The sequence below is a fragment of the Nocardiopsis nanhaiensis genome (assembly GCF_054778635.1).
Window position 1 is genome coordinate 1 of sequence record NZ_BAAGZJ010000123.1, and the last position, 18,029, is coordinate 18,029.

Below are 18,029 nucleotides of genomic sequence, written 5' to 3' on the forward strand. Positions count from 1 at the left end.
GGCGGCCGCGGCGGCCGCGAGGGCGCTCCGGCCTCGGGCGCCATGGCTGACGCCCTGCGCCGGGCGGGCCTGGGCAAGTAGGGGCCCGGGGACGCAGCAGCCCACTGAGGCCCCGACGCCCAAGGGACCCCCGGCCGGATGTCGGCCGGGGGTCCCTCCCCGTTCCGGTGGCTCGGGCGCCGCCCGGCATCCCCGTCAGGTACCGGGCGAGCCCGGAGTACCGGGGTCAAGGTCCCGCGGGTCAGCCGAAGTCGACGTCGCTGCAGAAGTAGTAGGCCTGGTCCATGTGCGAGGCCTGCCACACCGTGTAGACGATGTGCTGGCCGGTGCGCCCGGACGTGCTGACATCGATCTCGATGTCCATGACCGGCGGGTAGGCACCGGTCTCCTCGACCAGCTCCAGGTCACCCCAGCCCAGTTCCTGGGTGGTGGGGTCGAAGCCCTCCTCCGTGACGTAGACGTTGAAGTAGTCCGCACCGTGCTCGGCGCCGTCGTGCAGGTGGAGCGTGAAGTCGTCGTCGACCGGGGTGGTCTCCCACTCCCCCACTGCGTCCATGGCGCCGTAGAGGCCGCCCTGGGTCAGACCGCCGCTGCACAGCGTGCCGTCGGGGATGGCTCCCTGGTGGTCGCCGCCGACGCCGTCGCGGTACAGGCCGTTCCAGTTCCACATGGCGTTGGGGTCCTCTTCCCACGCCTGGGCGCACATGGGGTCCTCGAGCTCCATGTCCGGGTTCAGGTGGTCGTCGCCCCAACGGTCGAAGCAGGCGTAGGCACGGGCCGCCGGGTCGACGATCGAACCGTGTGCGGCGACGGGGGCCGCAGTCAGGCCCAGACCCAGCATGGCCGCGGAGCCGATGACGACGGCTCGGGTGAGGGGGCGGGTCGTGCGGGTGGTTTCGGTAGCGGGGTGGTTGTTCATCTGTCTGCGTTCTCCGTATCCGGCCATCCGGATCCGGGAGCGCTCCCAAGCGTGACGATACCCGCGATACCCGCGCCGAAACAGACCCCGGCGCGAGGGAAATCCTCAGGCCGCCCTGGAACCAGCCACAGACCAGCGTCCCAAGGGACCAGTCCCCGAGGGCACTGTGTCCCCCGGAGCACTGTGTCGCCAGAGCGCCTGGTTCAGCGCAGGAACCGGTCCGGGGTCAGCGGGAGCTCACGCACCCGCAGACCCGTGGCGTGGTGGGCGGCGTTGGCGATGGCCGCAGGCATACCCACGATGCCGATCTCACCGACTCCCGCAGCGCCCATCGGATTCAGGTGCGGATCCGCCTCGTCCAGCCAGAACGCCTCCACCTCACCCACATCGGCGTTGGCGGCCACGTGGTATCCGGCGAGGTCGCCGTTGACGACGTGCCCGAAGCGGGGATCCACCACACTCTGCTCATGCAGCGCCATGGACAAGCCCATGACCATCCCGCCCACCAGCTGGGACCGGGCCGTGCGCGGGTTGATGACCCGCCCCACCGAGTACACGCCCAGCATCCGGGGCACGCGCACCTCCCCCGTGTCCGCGTGCACCCGCACCTGCGCGAAGTGCGCGCCGAACGAGTACATGGCGTACCGGTCCAGGTCCGGGTTCTCCGGGGCCTCGGCCCGGGAACGCGCCCCCGGGCGGGGAGCAGTCCCGTGTTCCTCCCGGAAGGCACGGACAGCGGCGTGGATGGCCGTCCCCCACGAGGACGTCCCCGAGGACCCGCCAGCGACCGTCGCCCGGGGCAGGTCCGAGTCGCCGATCCGCACCAGGACCCGCGCGACGGGGCACCCCAGGGCGTCGGCGGCGATCTGGGCCAGCGCCGTCCGCGCCCCTGTACCGATGTCGGCCGCCCCGATGGACACGGTGTACCGGCTGTCTGCGCCGTACTGCACCTCGGCCGCCGATCCGGGGGAACTCAGCCTCGGATAGACGGCCGAGGCCACCCCGGTCCCCACGTACCACGCCCCTTCGCGACGGGCACCCGGTGCGGGGTCGCGCTCGTACCAGCCGAAACGTTCAGCGCCCTCACGCAGGCACTCCACCAGGCTGCGGCCCGACCACGGGCGCCCCGTCTCGGGCTCGGTTTCGGGATCGTTGCGCACCCGAAGCTCGATCGGGTCCATCCCGCACGCCTCGGCGAGCTCGTCCATCGCCGTCTCCAAAGCGAACATGCCGGGCGCCTCGCCCGGTGCCCGCATCCAGAAGGGGATCGGCACGTCCAGGGCGGTCAGCCGGTGCGAAGTAGCTCGGTTGGGGGCGGCGTACATCATCCGCGAGCACAGCGCGCTCTGTTCCGCGTATTCCTTCACCCGCGAGGTCAGTTCCGTGACGTCGTGGACGATCACGCCCAGTCGCCCTTCGGTGTCCGCGCCGAGCCGGACCCGCTGAACGGTGCACGGCCGGTAGCCGGTCAGGCCGAACATGTGCCGACGGGTGAGCGCGAACTTGACGGTGCGCCCAGGCAGGGCGCGGGCGGCGAGCCCGGCCAGGATGTTGTGGGCCTTCGCGGCCCCCTTGGAACCGAATCCTCCTCCGACATGGGGCGCGATGACCCGCACGTTCTCGGCGGGCAGCCCGAACACGGTGGCCACCGTCCCCCGAACGGTGTGCGTCCCTTGGGTGGAGTCGTACAGGGTGAGCCGGTCGGGAAGGGTTTCCCACAGGGCGACCGTCGCGTGCGGCTCCATAGGGTTGTTGTGCTCGCGAGGCGTAAGGTATGTCTGATCGACCACGACGACGGCCCGGCCCAGTGCTCCGTCGACATCTCCCCGCAGAGTGTCGGCGACGGCACCGGTGTTGACCTCCGCTGGTGTGTACAGGTCCTGGTGGTCGGGGCGCATCACCACGTCGTGCGGCCACTCGTCGTATTCCACGCGCACAAGGGCCGCTGCCTCACGGGCGGTCTCGGGGGTATCGGCGACGACCGCGGCGACGAACTGGCCGCGGAAGGCCACCTCTTCACTCTGCAGCACGGCGAACTCGGGATCCCGCGTGTCCGTGAGGCGGGGTGCGTTCTCACTGGTCAGAACCGCTTGAACACCCCTCAGCCGATCGGCCTCGACGGTGTGTACCGCGGTGACGCGCCCGCGCGCCACGGTCGAGAGCACGGGGTGCAGGTAGAGCGGTTCGTCGGTCGGGTACTCGTACGCGTAGGGCGCGGTTCCGGTGACCTTGGCATGGGCCTCGGTCCTGGCCAGCGGTGCCCCGACGGCGTTGTCCTTCGTCCCGGTCATCGTGCCTCCGTCAGTTCGCGCAGGACCGAGGCGAACGTCTTCACGGCCAAGGGGACCTTGTACGCGTTGTCCGGACCGGTGCGCGTCTCGGCGAGTTCGGCGTCGGCCGCCACCCGGAAGGACTCCTCCGTGACGGGCCTGCCTCGCAGTACCCCTTCTGCGCGGCGCGCCCTCCAGGGAACGTGGGCGAGCCCGCCAAGTGCGATGCGGGCGTCCACGAACTGGCTGTCGCGCACCTCCACCTCGGCGGCGACGGAGACCAGCGCGAAGGCGTAGGACGCGCGTTCGCGCACCTTGCGATAGGCGGAGCGGGCCCTCGGCGACGGGGGCGCGAGTTCGACGGCGGTGACGAGGTCGCCGTGCGAGAGGACGGTGTCGTGCTCCGGGCTCGAACCGGGCAGCCGGTGGAACTCAGTGGCGGGGATACCGCGCTCGCCGTCCGGTCCGAGCACCCTGACCACGGCGTCCAGGGCGCACAGGGCCACCGCCATGTCCGACGGGTGGGTGGCCACGCAGGACTCCGAGGCGCCGAGGACCGCGTTGTCGCGCCCGTGGCCGTCCAGCGCCGAACAGCCGGAGCCGGGCTCGCGCTTGTTGCAGGGGGTGGTGACATCCTGGAAGTAGACGCACCGGGTGCGCTGGAGCAGGTTGCCGCCGGTGGTGGCCATGTTGCGCAACTGCCCGGACGCCCCGGCCAGCAGGGCCGCGCTGAGCGCTGGGAAGCGGCGCCGGACCACGGGGTGTGCGGCGAGTTCGCTGTTGGGGACACCTGCTCCGATCCGGAGGCCCCCGCCGGGCAGCTCCCGGACGCTGTGGTCGACCACGTCGCGCACGTCCACCAGCGTTGAAGGGGCAGTCAGACCGAGCTTGAGGTGGTCGACGAGATTGGTGCCGCCCGCGATGAAACTGGCCCCTGGGTCGTCGGCCACGGCAGCCACGGCCTCCACCGGGTCTGCGGGCCGTGCGTAGTCGAAGGGTTTCACCGCGCCACCTCCCCCGTCTCAGTCTCCTGGCCCGCGGCCTCCCTGATGGCGGCCACGATGTTGGGGTAGGCGCCGCAGCGGCAGAGGTTACCGCTCATGCGTTCGCGGATCTCGGCGTCGTCGAGCTCGGCCACTCGGTCCCCGTCCGGGTTCCCGGCCAGGTCGCCGGTGGCGTGGCTCGGCCATCCGGCCCCCGCCTCAGCCAGCATCCCCACCGCTGAACAGACCTGGCCAGGGGTGCAGTACCCGCACTGGAAGCCGTCGTGGTCGACCAGCGCGCTGGCGACCGGGTGCATTGCGTCCCCCTCTGCGAGCCCGGAGGCCGTGGTCACCCGCGCACCGTCGTGAGCTACGGCCAGAGCCAGACAGGAGAGGATACGGCGATCGTCCAGCAGCACGGTGCAGGCACCGCACTGGCCGTGGTCGCAGCCCTTCTTGGGTGAGGTCACTCCTAGGCGGTCCCGCAGTGCGTCCAGGAGCGTAGTTCTGGTGTCGACGGTGAGCGTGCGCTTCTGCCCGTCCACATACAGGGTGATCGTAGAGTCCACCGGTGACGACCTTCCGCGGCGTTGGCCGGCCCCGGTCGGGCTCCGGCCCTTCCCCGATTATGGCCCGGGTCACACACCTTGTCCGGGAGGTGCCCTGGGCGCGTCAGTCCGTGCGCCCCGCGTTCACCCGGTCGGCCAGGGCCTGGAGCAGCTCCTTGGCCAAGGGCAGCTTCCGCAGTTCCTCGGGCCCGGGCAGCGGCGCCTCGGCCCGATCACCCTGTTCGCGGACCTCGTCGTGCAACCGCTCCATGGTGACGTCCAACCGGTTGGCGGTCTCGGCCGCCTCACGGATCTCGTCCAACAGGCCTTGCGGGACCGACTCGGCGTACTTGTAGTAGATCTTGTGCTCCAGGCTCGCCCAGAAGTCCATCGCGATGGTACGGATCTGGATCTCCACCGGAACGTCCTCGGTGCGGTCCGACATGCGCACCGGGGTCTCCACCAACAGGTGCAGGCTGCGGTAGCCGTTCGGTTTGGGGTCGCGGACGTAGTCCCGCTCCTCCTTCACCAGGATGTCCTCGTGCCCGGCCAGCATGTCGCGGATGGCGTAGGTGTCCGAGATGAAACTGCACGTCACCCGGATCCCCGCGATGTCCAGGATCGACCCCCGGATCTCGTTGAGGTCGAGGGGGACTCCGCGGCGGCGGGCCTTCTCCATGATGCTCTCGACGGACTTGAGCCGGGAGCTGACGTGCTCGATCGGGTTGTGGTCGTTGGTGTAGCGAAACTCCTCGTTGAGGATGTTCACCTTCGCCATCACGGTGTCGATCGCGAACTTGTAGGACATGAGGAAGCGCGCGACGTCGTCACGCGCCGCCATCAACGCCTTGGGAACGTCTTCCACCACGAACTGACTCCCACCACACTGGCACCGAACCCCGTCACCGCATGTTACCGACCACTCCCGGTCCCGGCTCAGCGGGCGGAGGCGGCGGCGGTTCCAGCATGCGGGCGGCGGACGGGGCCAGCGCACAGACGTCGGCCTCCCGCGCCTATCTCGGTGCGAGGGATACGCCCGCCCACAGCTGGCGCACCGGGGTGGCGTCGCCCTCCATGAGCGCGTCCTCGATGTCCCAGACCCGCACCACCGTCGTGTCCTCGCGGACCGCGGGCCACCCCGGGTCTCCGGTGGCGGCGAAACCGCTCCAGGCCGCGACCATCCGCTCGGACAGGGCGCGGAACCCCTCGTCCGGTTCGCCGTCGCACAGGAACACCGCGAGGTCGCTGTCCAGGTTGCCGAAGGCGAACGGAAGGTCGAAGGCGTGGCAGGCGCCCAGCCGTCCCTCCATGGTGCGGCTCTGGGCGGCGAAGCGGAAGAAGTACGCGTTGCCGCCGGCCGCAGCATGCGCCTCGGCCAAGCGCACCGAATACTCACAGAACAGGGCGTCACCGCGGATCTCGTTGAACAGCTCGCGCAGTGAGGCACCGGGGTACACGGACCGGTAGGCCTCGACCGCGCCCTCACCCAGCCCGAGGCGTTCGGCGGTGACCGTGAGGGCCCCTTCGCCGTCGATCTCCACGTTCTGGCCGAGCTCGGTGAAGAGCCGGTACTCCTCGGTGTTGTGCCCCACGAGCAGGTCCACGTCGGCGGCGGCGCCGCGGGCAACCGCGTCCAGCGGGGAGTCGGGGAGCTCGGGTCCTCCGACCACGGGGGCGTAACAGGTGAACGCCTTGGTCCGGACCCCCTTGCCGGAGAGTCCGGTACCGGAGAGGATCACGTCGGTGGCCTCCAGGATCTTCTCCGGGGCCAGGGCGGCCAGGGCCTCGGCTTCCAGCGGTACCCCCGCGGCCTTGGCGATCCCTTCGGAGACCCGGCGCGCGGACTCGGTGGTGACCATGTCCGCGGGAACACTGTGCGCCACGGCCCGGTGGAAGAGTCCGCGCGCTTCGGGTGAGGCCATCAGGCAGGCCACGGAGCCGGCGCCCGCGGACTCCCCCGTGACGGTGACGTTGTCCGGGTCGCCGCCGAACCCGGCGATGTTGTCGCGCACCCAGCGCAGGGCGGCGGCCTGGTCGAGCAGGCCCCGGTTGTCGGGGCGGCCCGGGACGTGGCCGAAGCCCTCGAAACCGAGGCGGTAGTTGACGCTGACCACGACCAGCCCGGTCTCGGCCAAGCGGGTGCCCTCGTAGGTGGCCTCGGCGCCGGAGCCGACGATGTAGGCGCCGCCGTGGATCCACACCAGGACCGGGGACCGGTCGTCCGCGGACGCGGAGGTCCAGACGTTGAGGACGAGGCAGTCCAGCGAGGTGTCCGGGCTCCACGGCGCGGCTCCGATGAGCTGGGTGCCTTGCGGGGGCGGCGGCCCGAACTCGGAGCAGTCACGGACACCGTCCCAGGCCGGCGCGGGCGCGGGTTCGGCGAAGCGGTGCTCACCGAAGGGCGCGGCGGCGTAGGGAATGCCCCGGAAGACCGTGACCTGCCCGTCCTGGGAGCGGGGTGAGAGGATCCCGCGTACCGGTCCGTTCGCGGTCGTCACGGTGTGTTCGGCGTCCACGTATGCCTCCTTGGGGTCGGTACCCCACCACCTAACATCGTTAGGTTTATCGGCGCAAGACCCCGGCTCAACACAGCACGGCACGATCCCGGGAACCGGCTTCAGTCCCGGAACCGGCGCCTTGGCGCACACGTCGAAGCCACACGATAGATTTCCCCTGGATTCTCCCGAATCCGCCCCCGCCTGAACACCCCGACCCCGCCGCCCCATGGGCGGTAGCGCCGGAAAGGCCTCCAATGCACGCACCCCTGTTCACCGCCCCCGTCCTGCTGGTGGAACAGCCCCGACAACTGTTCGCCTCCGAAGGGCACTACGAAGTACTCAGCGAAGCCGGTGAACCGCTGGCCTACGTGAACGAACACATGACCACGTGGCCGCGCTCGCACCGGCAGGGCTCCCACCGCCCCCACCGGTTCACGATCTACGGCCCCGACGGCTACCCCCTCATGTCCCTGGACAAGCCCTGGGACCGGGGCCGCCCCTACATCTACGTGACCGGCCCCCACGGCGAGCCCTACGGCAGCATCGTCCAGGACCGCTCCTTCATGGGCTCCCGCTTCCGGCTCAACGACCCCCGCGGCCACACCATCGCGGAGATCCGGGGCGACTGGAACGGGTGGGACTTCTCCATCAAGGACCACGCCGGGATCGAGATCGCCCGCATCAGCAAGGAGCACCCCGGCCTGACCGGCGGATTCTTCACCACCGATGACCGCTACGCGCTCGAGTTCGCCTACGACCTGCCCTGGCCGCTACGACGCTTGGTCATCGGAGCCGCGATCACCATCGACGTGCTGCTGCACGAGCGCGATCCGGAGTTCTACCACTCCCACTACGCGGACTTCCGCCGCTACCCCGAATACGGTTACGAGCCGCGCCACCACTGGCACCACCCCCGTCGCGGCTATGTCGTCAGTCGGCGCCGACGCCCTCCCCTGGTGGTCCACACCTTCCGGTCCGCGCGCACCCGGGACTACGTACCCATGCGCGAACGCGTAACCGGACCGCGGGGCAACTACCGCACCTTCTCCAGCCGCTCGGGCGCCGCTCCGGCCCGCGCGGCCCGGCCCAGCAGGCCGCCACGCAGCGAACGCCGGAGCGGCGGTGGGTTCGCGTCGAGGTCGGAGACACCACCCCGGCGCGGCGGCGGTTTCGACTCCCGCTCCGACGCGGGCGGCCGCGGCAACCGTTCCGCCCGCACCTCCCGCTCCGAGTCTCCCTCCAGCGGGTCGGTGTCCCGCCGTGAACGCCAGACCCGGCAGGGCGGCGGTTCTCAGGGCGGCGCCTCCGACCGGAGCCGGAGCAGGTTCGGCGGCGCGTCGGGCGGTTCGGGGAGCTCCGGAAGTTCCGGGGGCTTCGGCTCGAGGGGCTCGTCCTCGCGCTCTTCGGGTGCTTCCTCCTCGCGCAGCTCTTCCTCGCGGTTCGGCGGCTCCTCCGGCTCCTTCGGTTCGTCCTCGCGGGGTTCGTCCGGCAAGAGCGGCAGCACGGGCCGCGGCTCCGGCGGCTTCCGCAGGTCGGGCGGTGGACGTTCCGGTGGCGGGCGCTCCGGCGGTGGACGTTCGAGCGGGGGCCGCTCCGGCGGCAGGCGTTCCGGCGGCGGGCGCTCGCGCCGGTAGGCACTGAGCCAGCGCACGGGAGGGCCCGTCAGCCCCGCGGATTATGGGCTCTCCCTACGCGTCGCCCTCCGACCATGACATACCATCCGGTCGGTATGATGCGATCCACCCAGCAGGAAGGGCCCACCATGCGCGCCATCCAGATCACCGAGTTCGGCGGACCCGAGGTCCTCGTCCCCACGGAGCTGCCCGCCCCGGAGCCGCAACCGAACGAGCTCCTGCTCGACGTAGCGCTCAGCGGGATCAACTTCGCCGACACCCACCAGGCGGAGAACACCTACCTCGCACCCTCGACCCTCCCCATGGTCCCCGGCAGCGAGGTCGCCGGACGAGCCTCCGACGGACGCCGGATCGTAGGCCTGGCCAACGGCGGGGGCGGCTACGCCGAGCGCGCCGTCGTCGACCGCAACCTCGCCTACGAGATCCCCGAAGGGGTCTCCGACGCGGCCGCCCTCGCCCTGATCGTCCAGGGGACGTCGGCGTGGATGCTCCTGCGCAAGACTGCCCGGATCGAGCCGGGGGAATCGGTCGTGGTCCACGCGGCCGGCGGCGGCGTGGGCACGCTCGCGGTCCAGCTGGCCAAGCTGTTCGGCGCCGGACGGGTGATCGCGGTGGCCAGCACCGAGGAGAAGCGCAAGCTCGCACGGGAACTCGGCGCCGACGCGGTGGTGGACTCCGCCGCCCCCGACATGACCGCCGCCCTCATCGAGGCCAACGGGGGCCAGCGGGTGGACATCATCCTGGATATGGTGGGCGGCCGGGTCACCGACGAGAGCGTGCGGGCCCTGGCCCCGTTCGGGCGGCTCGGTTTCTACGGGATGGCCTCGCGCGAGCAGCCCAGCCCGGTGAAGCTGCCCAACCTGATGCGCTTCTCGACCACGGTGGGCGGCATGTGGCTGCCGCACGCCTGGCTGCTGCCGGGCGACGTGGTGGGCCGGGCCATGGACGATCTCTTCTCGCTGATCGCCGAGGAGCGCCTCCGGCCGGTCCTGGGCGGCACCTATCCGCTGCCTGAGGCGCGAAGGGCCCACGAGGACCTGCGGGCGCGCGGCACGGTCGGCAAGCTGACCCTGGACCCCTCGGCCTGACGGGACGGACGGGATCAACGAATCTGCCACCTTTACGAAGTAGATTCGCGTTTGTCCGACTTTGAACCGTTCAGGAGCGGCCCTCGCCGACCGCCTCTCGGACGGCGGGGGCCACCTCAGCGGCGAACAGTTCCGAAGCCGATCTCGCGACCGTAGTCGATACTCACACCCTTCTGCCGTTACGGGTTCGGGGACTGGTAGACCAGGTCCGCGTAGTCCCTGTGGCGTTCGATCCAGCCTTTGACGAAGGGGCACAGCGGGAGCACGGCGAGCTCCCTGGAGCGGACGTCGTCCAGGGCCTCGCGGATCAGCGTGCTGCCCATCCCCTTGCCCTCGAAGGCGGGGTCGATCTCGGTGTGGGTGAAGGTGATGAGGGTGTCGGTGAGGATGTACTCCGCGTATCCGGCGGCCCGACCGTCGGAGCTGACCTCGTAGCGGCGCTTGTCGGGGACATCGGTGACCTCGGTTGCCATGGTGGGTACTCCTCCGTGTGCGGGGGCCGGGCGCCTTCGCCCGTCTTCGGCCCATTGTGGCCCCCTGCCCGCCCGCGCGCCCCTTGCGGCGCGCACCTCGGCGGACATAGAGTCGCCGTGACATACCGACCAGTCGGTCTAAGGAGTACGCATGACTTCGCGGTTCGGCGGACGCACCGCCATCATCACGGGAGCAAGCCGCGGCATCGGCCTGGCTATCGCCCAGCGGCTCGTCTCCGAGGGGGCTCGCGTGTGCATCACCGCGCGCAAACCCGAACCCCTCCAGGAGGCCGTCGAGGCGCTCGGCGGTCCCGACCACGCCATCGCCGTCCCCGGCCGCGCCCACGACACCGAACACCAGGACACGGCCATCAGCGCCACCCTGGAAGCATTCGGCAGCGTCGACCTGTTCGTCAACAACACCGGCATCAACCCGGTCTACGGACGCATGGTCGACCTCGATCTGGACGCCGCACGCAAGATCTTCGAGGTCAACGCCCTCTCGGCGATCTCCTGGGTACAGAAGGTGCACAAGGCCTGGCAGGGCGAGCACGGCGGCGCCATCGTCAACGTCTCCTCCGTCGCCGGGACCAAGCCCGCCCCGGGCATCGGCTTCTACGGCGCCACCAAGGCGATGCTCAGCCACATCACCGAAGAGCTCGCCGTCGAACTGGGCCCGCACGTCCGGGTCAACGGCGTCGCACCTGCCGTGGTGAAGACCCAGTTCGCCTCCGCCCTGTACGAGGGCCGCGAGGAGAAGATCGCCGCCCAGTACCCGCTGGGCCGCCTGGGCGTACCCGACGACGTCGCGGGCGCAGTCGCCTTCCTCCTCTCCGAGGACGCCGCGTGGGTCACCGGCCGAACCCTGGTGCTGGACGGCGGCGTCACCCTCACCGGAGGGGTGTGATGGGCATGGAGCTGAACGACATCGGGGCCGTGGTCACCGGCGGCGGCAACGGGATCGGGGCGGCGGTCGCCCGCCGCCTGGCCGCGGCGGGCGCGAGGGTGGTCGTCAACGACCTGGACGCGGGCGCGGCCGAGTCCGTGGCGAGTGAGATCGGCGGGGTGGCCGTACCCGGGGACGCCGCGAGCGAGGAGGGTGTCACCGCCCTGGTCGCCGAAGCGGGGGCCCACCTCGGCGGGATCGACCTGTACATGGCCAACGCGGGGGTCGCCGCTCACGGGGGCCCCGAAGCACCCGAGGCCGACTGGGAGCTGTCCTGGCAGGTCAACGTGATGGCGCACGTACGCGCCTCCCGCGAGCTGGTGCCGGGCTGGCTGGAGCGCGGGCAGGGCCGCTTCCTCACCACCGTGTCCGGGGCGGGGCTGCTCACCATGCTGGGCAGTGCGCCGTACTCCGTGACCAAGCACGCGGCACTGGCCTTCGGAGAGTGGATGTCGGCCACCTACGGGGACCGGGGCATCACCACGCAGTGCCTGTGCCCCCTGGGCGTGCGCACCAACATGCTCGACTCGGCGGGCAACGAGGGACAGGCCATCCTCTCCCCGGACGCGATCACCCCCGAAGAGGTCGCCGACGCGGTGATGGTGGGGCTGGCCGACAGCCGCTTCCTGATCCTGCCGCACCCGCAGGCCGCCGACTACTACGCGGCCAGGGCCGCCGACACGGACGCCTGGCTGGCCGGGATGCGCCGCCTCCAAGCCAAGGTGTTCAGCGAAGAGGAGTCCGCATGAGCGACGAACTACCCGGGCTGGACCTGGACCGGCTGCGGGCCCACCTGGACCGCGAAGTACCCGGTCTGGTCGCAGGGCCGCTCAGCGGGAAGGTCATCGCGGGTGGCAAGTCCAACCTGACCTACGTGGTCACCGACGGGACCGGATCCTGGGTGGTGCGCCGACCGCCCCTGGGCCACGTGCTGGCCACCGCCCACGACATGCCGCGCGAGTACCGGGTGATGACCGGCCTGCGCGATACGGCCGTCCCGGTGCCCCGCACCCACCTGCTGTGCGAGGACACCGAGGTGCTGGGCGCGCCGTTCTACGTCATGGAGCACGTCGCGGGCACCCCCTTCCGCACGCTCGACGAGATCTCCCCGCTCGGTGTCGAGGGCATCCGCAAGGTCGCCGACGATCTGGTCACCACGCTGGGCCACCTGCACGCGGTCGACCCCGAGGATGTGGGCCTGGGCGACTTCGGGCGCCCGTCCGGCTTCCTGGAGCGCCAGGTGCGCCGCTGGAGCAAGCAGCTGGAGGCTTCCCGCAGCCGCGACATCCCCGGGATCGACGACCTGCGCGACCGGCTCGCCGCGTCCATCCCCGAGCAGTCGGCGCCCGCGATCGTGCACGGCGACTACCGCCTGGACAACGTGCTGGTCACCGAGGACGCGCGCCTCACCGCGGTCCTGGACTGGGAGATGGCCACCCTCGGCGACCCGCTGGTCGACCTGGGGCTGATGATCGTCTACCGGGAGCAGCCGGTCGCCAGCGGCACCGACAAGCCGCCCGCCACCTCCGCCGAGGGCTTCCCCAGCTCCCCCGAACTGGTGGACATGTACGCCGCGGCCACCGGCCGCGACGTGTCCCGGCTGGGCTGGTACGTGGCGTTCGGCTGCTTCAAGCTCGCGGTGATCGCCGAGGGGATCCACTTCCGGCACAGCCAGGGACTCACCGTGGGATCGGGCTTCGACGGGATCGGGGACGTCGTCGCCCCGCTGGTGAAGCGCGCCCACACCATGCTCAAGGAGGACTGAGTACAGATGGACTTCGCCTACGACGCCGAGACCGAGAAGCTACGCGAGCGGCTCCTGACCTTCATGGACGAGCACGTCTACCCCGCCGAGCCCGTGTTCGCCGCGCAGCTGGAGGAGCGGGAGGACCCCTGGGCGATCCCGCCGGTCGTCGACGAGCTCAAGGCCAAGGCCCGCGAGCAGGGCCTGTGGAACCTCTTCCTGGCCGGGCACCCCGAGCACGGCGGGCTGCCCAACCTGCAGTACGCGCCGCTGGCCGAGATCACCGGGCGCAGCCCCCGCCTGGGCCCGATGGCGCTCAACTGCGCGGCCCCCGACACCGGGAACATGGAGGTGCTGACGATGTTCGGCACCCCCGAGCAGAAGAAGCAGTGGCTGGAGCCGCTCCTGGACGGGCGGATCCGGTCCGCCTTCGCCATGACCGAGCCCGATGTCGCCTCCTCCGACGCCACGAACGTCACCACGCGCATCGTCCGCGACGGCGACGAGTACGTGATCAACGGGAGCAAGTGGTTCATCAGCGGGGCCCTCAACCCCGCCTGCGAGATCCTCATCGTGATGGGCAAGACCGATCCCGAGGCAGAGCGCCACAAGCAGCAGAGCATGGTGCTGGTGCCGCGGGACACCCCCGGGCTGCGCATCGGGCGCGGCATGAGCGTGTTCGGCTACGACGACAGCGACCACGGCGGCCACGCCGAGGTGTTCTTCGACGACGTGCGCGTGCCCGCGGAGAACCTGGTGGGCGGCGAAGGCGAGGGCTTCGCGATCGCCCAGGCACGTCTGGGCCCGGGCCGTATCCACCACTGCATGCGCTCGATCGGGATCGCCGAGCGCGCACTGGAGCTGACCTGCAAGCGGGTGCTGGACCGGGTGGCCTTCGGCCGCCCCCTGGCCGAGCAGGGCGTGGTCCGTGAGTGGATCGCCGAGGCCCGGGTGGCGATCGAGCAGCTGCGCCTGCTGGTGCTCAAGACCGCGTACCTGATGGACACCGTGGGCAACAAGGGCGCGCACACCGAGATCCAGTCGATCAAGATCGCCACCCCGCGCACGGTGGAGTGGATTCTGGACAAGTGCGTGCAGGCGCACGGCGCCGCCGGGGTGAGCCAGGACCAGCCGCTGGCCGGTTGGCAGGCGGGCATCCGCTCGCTGCGGCTGGCCGACGGGCCCGACGAGGTGCACCTGCGCTCGTTGGCCCGCGCGGAGCTACGCAAGTACACGTAGCGGGAGAAGGAGGCTCGGCCGGGAGAGGAGACCCCAGCCGAGCCTCCGGCGTGTGTCAGAGTCCGTCGGTGAAGGCCCCGCGGTGGTCGTTAGCCCACTGGGCCAGGAGACGGGCGCCCCGGCCGTGGCGAGCATCCACGCGCTGCCCGCGGTGATCGACCTGGTCCGGCACGGCCAGGACGAGGGGGTGTTCACTGCAGACCTGGACGCCAAGTGGATCGAGAACACGCTGTGGTCCCTGGTCTTCGCCGGGTGCGAGGAGAGCAGGAGCGGCACCGCTCCGCGCCACGTCATCGCCGCGAACATCATTCGCACGCTCGAAGGCGGCATCGTCCGCTGAGCCGGGGCCCGGCGCCCGGAGTCGGCTGGGTCAGACGCCCGGACGCAGGCCCGCGACGAGCAGGTCGGCGAAGTGGCGGCCCACGTCGTTGCCGCTGAGTTCGCCGTCGTGCCGGTACCAGGTGCCCAGGTGGTGCACGGAGCCGAAGAAGTAGTCCACCACCAGGTCGGCGGGCACGTCCTCGCGGAAGACACCCTCGCGCTGGCCCTGCTCGATCATGCCCCGGAAGATCTCGTGGTACTTGCGGCGCTCGGCGCGCACGCTGCGCTGCTTCTCGGGGGCGAGCTGGTGCATGGAGCGGAAGAAGATCTTGGTGTCGTCGAGGTTGGCGACGCTGGTGACGAGTACGTCGGCGGCGGCCGCGTGGACGCGTTCGGCGACAGGCGCCTCGCGGGAGGAGAGGGTGACGAGGTGGTCGGTCTGCATCCGCAGGACCCGGGCGTAGACCTCGTAGAGCAGGTCGTCCTTGGAGCCGAAGTAGTGGTACATCGCGCCCTTGGTGACACCCGCGGCGGTCACGATCTCCTGCACCGAGGTGCCCTCGAAGCCCCGCTCGGCGAAGAGCCGCGTCGCGGCCCGCAGCAGGCGTTCGGGCACGGATCCGCGCCCGGCTTCGGTGCCGTCAGCCGTCCGCTGTCCTCGCGCCATGTCCCGCTCCACCTCGTGCCCCCGTTCCCCCGGCGGCGAGTCGTGTACCGCTCGGATCAGCATACCGACCGGATGGTACACAAGGCACACTGACCCGGAAACCAGCGGAGATCGACGACGGCACCGCGGAAGAGGTCAGTCGACGAACTGGTCAGCGTACTCATCCGAGGGTTCGATGGGCGCGATCACATCGATCAGCACCCCGTTGGGATCGGCCACGATGAAGTGTCGCTGCCCGAAACCCTCGCTGCGCAGGGCGAGGACGGGTTCGAGCCCGCCCCGCACCACGAGGCGCTCCCACTCGGCGTCCGCGTCGGACACCTCGAAGTTGAGCAACATCCCCCCGACCGCGGCACCGTGGCCCTCGGGCAGGGTCGGGTGGCCCGCCTTTAACAGCCCGAGTTCGTGGTCGGGCGGGCCGGGACGGCGCAGGCTGACATACCAGTCGGCCACGAAGGTGTCCTCGAAGCCGAAGTTCTCCGCGTAGAAGGCGTGGCTCTCCTCGAGCCGAAAGGTGCACAGGACCGGGTAGAAGCTGCTGAGTTTCATGACGCACCTTTCACATATCCTTAGTATGTGAAAATAGACTATTCACGTACCTTCGGTATGTCAATGAGGGGGATCCTTGCCCAAGGAGACCGGGGTCCGGGCCGAACAGCGGGCGCAGACCAGGAGGAAACTGATCCGGGAGGGCCGACGCCTGTTCACCGAACACGGTTACGGCGGGGTGGTTCTGACCCAGGTCGTGGACGCGGCCAAGGTCACCAAGGGTGCGCTCTACCATCACTTCGACGGCAAGGCCGCCCTGTTCGGCGCCGTCCTGGAACAGGTCCAGGAAGAGGTGGGTGACGCCGTGGCCGAGGCGGCAGAGGCCCGGACGGACCCGTGGGAGCAGTTGACCGCCGGCTGCCGGGCCTTTCTCACCGCGAGCACCGCACCGGACGTCCGCAGGGTCATGCTGGTGGACGGCCCCGCCGTCCTTGGGTGGGGCAGGTGGCGCGCCCTCGACGAAGCCTCCTCCGCCCGACACCTGGGTGAGGTCCTCACCACGCTGGTCGACGCGGGTGTGATCCGGCCGCAGCCGGTCCCTCCCCTGGCCCACCTTTTGTCGGGGGCGATGAACGAAGCGGCGCTGTGGCTGGCCGACTCGGGGACCGAGCAGGATCTGGAGGATGTGTGGTCGGCGCTTTCGGGACTGTTGGAGTCGCTGCGCCACGGCTGACAGCCCCGCACGAACCGATATCGTGACGGGCATGGCGGAGGAAGGGAAGCACGGCGAGGTGCCGACGGATGACGAGTTCCGGGACGACTTCGTTGGGCGCTTCTCCGCGTATTGGCAGTCACAGGGCCGCCCCAAGGCCGAGGGGCGCATCGTCGGCTACCTGCTCGTGGCCGATCGGGACGCGGTCGGGGCCGAGGAGATCGCCGTGGGCGCGGGGGTCAGCCGGGGTTCGGTCTCCGAGGCGGTGCGCAGGCTGCGCGAGCTGGGGTTCGTGACCCTGGTGAACGCCCCCGACGGCCGCTCCAAGCTGGTGAGCATGGACGAGGACGTGTGGGGCGGGTTTCTCCGGAACGAGCGTTCCTACCTGCGCCAGCAGCGCGACCTGGCCGCCTCGGCGCTGGACCGGCTGCCCGGCCTGGGCCCCACCTCTCGCAACCGCCTGCGCAACATGTACGACTACATGACCTGGTTGGACGGCTACCACGACACGCTGCTGGCCCACTGGGAGGAGTACAAGGCCTCCCGAAGGGCTTATCGGGAGGACTCCCGAGAGGGTTCCCGGGGGGACTCCCGAGGGGATTCACCGGAGAGGGAGAGCGTGCGGCGACGGACGCCGCAGTAGCGGACAGGGCCGCCGCAGTAGTGGACTGGGCCGCTGCGGTTAGCGGAGGAGGCGGCCACGAAAGCGGAAAGAAGTACACGGGGTGACGGCCCTCTCGCATGGGGCAACGACCCTCCCGCATGGGGTGACCGATCCGCAGGACGCCCTGTAGTCGCGTACAAGGCGGCCTATCCTGCTCTACCACCCTTGATCTGCCATCGCTGTTGTGACTGGGGACCTTCCGGGCTGGGGTTCCCTCCTTTCCCGCCGCGTGATTGTGGCCGTCTCCGCTACGCGCCTCAAGGTCGTCGCCATCGAGCGCTTCGCGCATCAACGGCGCTCCACCTTGACCCGCTCCGCTACGACGGCGGGTTGGCGGCTATCGGGAAAGGGGGACGCGTGGTCGAGGCCCGAGCGGGAAAGACTCGGGCTTCGCCCGACCCCTCGGCCTGGCGGCCGATGCCTGCCCCTGCGCCGGAGCGTTGACGCCTGAGGGTGTCGCGGCCGGTCACTGTGGACAGCGGACCCTGAACAGCGCGGCCTGCGGCCGGGTGGGCCACTGCACCGGAGCGTTGACGGGTCGGGTGTCGCGGCCGGTCACGGTGGGCAGCGCGAAACACCGGAGCGGTCTCGAGTAGTACCGGTGTGTGGTGAACCCCCCAGTTGGAGTCAAAAACGAGGGTGACCGTGACTCCAGGAAGGGGGTTGGGCTGGCTCCGGGTCCCCGTCCGAGTCCTCCCCCTTGTTGCTGCGGTTGCGGTGGGAGGGACGGCCCTGCCAGATGGAGGCCTCCGGGTTGGTCTCCCTCCGGTACTTGAGCCGGTTGTGGTCCGAGCACAGTGGCTGAATGTTGTCCGCGCTGGTGGACCCACCGGC

General features: G+C 70.4%; 18 protein-coding genes and 1 pseudogene. 9 read left to right on the forward strand and 10 right to left on the reverse strand.

The window, feature by feature from the left end; genetic code table 11:
• Window positions 1-241: 241 nt before the first annotated feature.
• The 6 genes from ACYVD1_RS32855 to ACYVD1_RS32880 form a co-directional block, all read right to left on the reverse strand.
• The gene (locus tag ACYVD1_RS32855) at window positions 242-919 is read right to left on the reverse strand and encodes a lytic polysaccharide monooxygenase auxiliary activity family 9 protein (protein WP_460778349.1); all 678 of its coding nucleotides are present in this window, start codon (window positions 917-919) and stop codon (window positions 242-244) included.
• 203 nt (window positions 920-1,122) lie between these two features.
• Window positions 1,123-3,210 (reverse strand): xanthine dehydrogenase family protein molybdopterin-binding subunit, encoded by a 2,088-nt coding sequence (locus ACYVD1_RS32860; RefSeq protein ID WP_460778350.1) that lies wholly within the window; start codon window positions 3,208-3,210, stop codon window positions 1,123-1,125.
• On the reverse strand, window positions 3,207-4,193 hold the full coding sequence (locus tag ACYVD1_RS32865) for an FAD binding domain-containing protein (protein ID WP_460778351.1): 987 nt from the start codon (window positions 4,191-4,193) through the stop codon (window positions 3,207-3,209). Before ACYVD1_RS32865 ends, ACYVD1_RS32860 begins: the two co-directional genes overlap by 4 nt.
• Window positions 4,190-4,741: a 2Fe-2S iron-sulfur cluster-binding protein gene (locus tag ACYVD1_RS32870; RefSeq protein WP_460778352.1), complete on the reverse strand. Its 552-nt coding sequence runs from the start codon at window positions 4,739-4,741 to the stop codon at window positions 4,190-4,192. The genes ACYVD1_RS32865 and ACYVD1_RS32870 overlap by 4 nt, the downstream gene beginning before the upstream one ends.
• 103 nt (window positions 4,742-4,844) lie before the next feature.
• A complete protein-coding gene (locus ACYVD1_RS32875; protein WP_460778364.1) occupies window positions 4,845-5,528 on the reverse strand; it encodes a GTP pyrophosphokinase in 684 nt (227 codons plus the stop codon).
• Between the two features lie 205 nt (window positions 5,529-5,733).
• Window positions 5,734-7,236 (reverse strand): carboxylesterase/lipase family protein, encoded by a 1,503-nt coding sequence (locus ACYVD1_RS32880; protein ID WP_460778353.1) that lies wholly within the window; start codon window positions 7,234-7,236, stop codon window positions 5,734-5,736.
• 236 nt (window positions 7,237-7,472) lie between these two features.
• Between ACYVD1_RS32880 and ACYVD1_RS32885 the strand changes: the two genes are divergently transcribed.
• Window positions 7,473-8,852, forward strand: coding sequence for an LURP-one-related/scramblase family protein (locus tag ACYVD1_RS32885; protein ID WP_460778354.1), 1,380 nt, complete (start codon window positions 7,473-7,475; stop codon window positions 8,850-8,852).
• A 128-nt stretch (window positions 8,853-8,980) separates the two neighbouring features.
• A complete protein-coding gene (locus ACYVD1_RS32890) occupies window positions 8,981-9,940 on the forward strand; it encodes a quinone oxidoreductase family protein (RefSeq protein ID WP_460778365.1) in 960 nt (319 codons plus the stop codon).
• Between the two features lie 179 nt (window positions 9,941-10,119).
• On the opposite strand, the gene ACYVD1_RS32895 is transcribed toward ACYVD1_RS32890, so the two are convergent.
• Window positions 10,120-10,413 (reverse strand): GNAT family N-acetyltransferase, encoded by a 294-nt coding sequence (locus ACYVD1_RS32895; protein WP_460778355.1) that lies wholly within the window; start codon window positions 10,411-10,413, stop codon window positions 10,120-10,122.
• Window positions 10,414-10,564: 151 nt separating this feature from the next.
• Between ACYVD1_RS32895 and ACYVD1_RS32900 the strand changes: the two genes are divergently transcribed.
• Genes ACYVD1_RS32900 through ACYVD1_RS32920 form a run of 5 tightly spaced genes read left to right on the forward strand, consistent with a single transcriptional unit; the run spans window position 10,565 to window position 14,682 of the window.
• The gene (locus ACYVD1_RS32900; protein ID WP_460778356.1) at window positions 10,565-11,320 is read left to right on the forward strand and encodes an SDR family oxidoreductase; all 756 of its coding nucleotides are present in this window, start codon (window positions 10,565-10,567) and stop codon (window positions 11,318-11,320) included.
• Window positions 11,321-11,325: 5 nt separating this feature from the next.
• A complete protein-coding gene (locus tag ACYVD1_RS32905; RefSeq protein WP_460778357.1) occupies window positions 11,326-12,108 on the forward strand; it encodes an SDR family oxidoreductase in 783 nt (260 codons plus the stop codon).
• Window positions 12,105-13,124 carry a phosphotransferase family protein gene (locus ACYVD1_RS32910; protein WP_460778358.1) on the forward strand — a complete coding sequence of 340 codons (1,020 nt, stop codon included), beginning with the start codon at window positions 12,105-12,107 and terminating at the stop codon, window positions 13,122-13,124. Before ACYVD1_RS32905 ends, ACYVD1_RS32910 begins: the two co-directional genes overlap by 4 nt.
• Window positions 13,125-13,130: 6 nt before the next feature.
• On the forward strand, window positions 13,131-14,342 hold the full coding sequence (locus ACYVD1_RS32915) for an acyl-CoA dehydrogenase family protein (protein WP_460778359.1): 1,212 nt from the start codon (window positions 13,131-13,133) through the stop codon (window positions 14,340-14,342).
• A gap of 52 nt (window positions 14,343-14,394) precedes the next feature.
• Window positions 14,395-14,682 carry a hypothetical protein gene (locus ACYVD1_RS32920; RefSeq protein WP_460778360.1) on the forward strand — a complete coding sequence of 96 codons (288 nt, stop codon included), beginning with the start codon at window positions 14,395-14,397 and terminating at the stop codon, window positions 14,680-14,682.
• Between the two features lie 30 nt (window positions 14,683-14,712).
• Here ACYVD1_RS32920 and ACYVD1_RS32925 read toward each other — a convergent pair whose 3' ends face one another.
• Together ACYVD1_RS32925 and ACYVD1_RS32930 are read right to left on the reverse strand one after the other, a co-directional pair.
• Window positions 14,713-15,330 carry a TetR/AcrR family transcriptional regulator gene (locus tag ACYVD1_RS32925; protein WP_460778366.1) on the reverse strand — a complete coding sequence of 206 codons (618 nt, stop codon included), beginning with the start codon at window positions 15,328-15,330 and terminating at the stop codon, window positions 14,713-14,715.
• Window positions 15,331-15,465: 135 nt separating this feature from the next.
• Window positions 15,466-15,879 carry a VOC family protein gene (locus ACYVD1_RS32930; RefSeq protein WP_460778361.1) on the reverse strand — a complete coding sequence of 138 codons (414 nt, stop codon included), beginning with the start codon at window positions 15,877-15,879 and terminating at the stop codon, window positions 15,466-15,468.
• Window positions 15,880-15,955: 76 nt separating this feature from the next.
• Between ACYVD1_RS32930 and ACYVD1_RS32935 the strand changes: the two genes are divergently transcribed.
• A complete protein-coding gene (locus tag ACYVD1_RS32935; protein WP_460778362.1) occupies window positions 15,956-16,552 on the forward strand; it encodes a TetR/AcrR family transcriptional regulator in 597 nt (198 codons plus the stop codon).
• Between the two features lie 31 nt (window positions 16,553-16,583).
• Entirely contained in the window at window positions 16,584-17,174 is a 591-nt protein-coding gene (locus ACYVD1_RS32940) for a GbsR/MarR family transcriptional regulator (protein ID WP_460778363.1), read from the forward strand.
• Between the two features lie 648 nt (window positions 17,175-17,822).
• On the opposite strand, the pseudogene ACYVD1_RS32945 reads toward ACYVD1_RS32940, so the two are convergent.
• Window positions 17,823-18,029, reverse strand: a pseudogene (locus ACYVD1_RS32945) (hypothetical protein); the annotation flags it as partial.

Coding starts and splice junctions, on each gene's coding strand:
- ACYVD1_RS32855 (WP_460778349.1), bottom strand. CDS start 919: ATGAACAACCACCCCGCTACCGAAACCACCCGCACGACCCGCCCCCTC.
- ACYVD1_RS32860 (WP_460778350.1), bottom strand. CDS start 3,210: ATGACCGGGACGAAGGACAACGCCGTCGGGGCACCGCTGGCCAGGACC.
- ACYVD1_RS32875 (WP_460778364.1), bottom strand. CDS start 5,528: ATGTCCTACAAGTTCGCGATCGACACCGTGATGGCGAAGGTGAACATC.
- ACYVD1_RS32885 (WP_460778354.1), top strand. CDS start 7,473: ATGCACGCACCCCTGTTCACCGCCCCCGTCCTGCTGGTGGAACAGCCC.
- ACYVD1_RS32890 (WP_460778365.1), top strand. CDS start 8,981: ATGCGCGCCATCCAGATCACCGAGTTCGGCGGACCCGAGGTCCTCGTC.
- ACYVD1_RS32895 (WP_460778355.1), bottom strand. CDS start 10,413: ATGGCAACCGAGGTCACCGATGTCCCCGACAAGCGCCGCTACGAGGTC.
- ACYVD1_RS32900 (WP_460778356.1), top strand. CDS start 10,565: ATGACTTCGCGGTTCGGCGGACGCACCGCCATCATCACGGGAGCAAGC.
- ACYVD1_RS32905 (WP_460778357.1), top strand. CDS start 11,326: ATGGAGCTGAACGACATCGGGGCCGTGGTCACCGGCGGCGGCAACGGG.
- ACYVD1_RS32910 (WP_460778358.1), top strand. CDS start 12,105: ATGAGCGACGAACTACCCGGGCTGGACCTGGACCGGCTGCGGGCCCAC.
- ACYVD1_RS32915 (WP_460778359.1), top strand. CDS start 13,131: ATGGACTTCGCCTACGACGCCGAGACCGAGAAGCTACGCGAGCGGCTC.
- ACYVD1_RS32925 (WP_460778366.1), bottom strand. CDS start 15,330: ATGGCGCGAGGACAGCGGACGGCTGACGGCACCGAAGCCGGGCGCGGA.
- ACYVD1_RS32930 (WP_460778361.1), bottom strand. CDS start 15,879: ATGAAACTCAGCAGCTTCTACCCGGTCCTGTGCACCTTTCGGCTCGAG.
- ACYVD1_RS32940 (WP_460778363.1), top strand. CDS start 16,584: ATGGCGGAGGAAGGGAAGCACGGCGAGGTGCCGACGGATGACGAGTTC.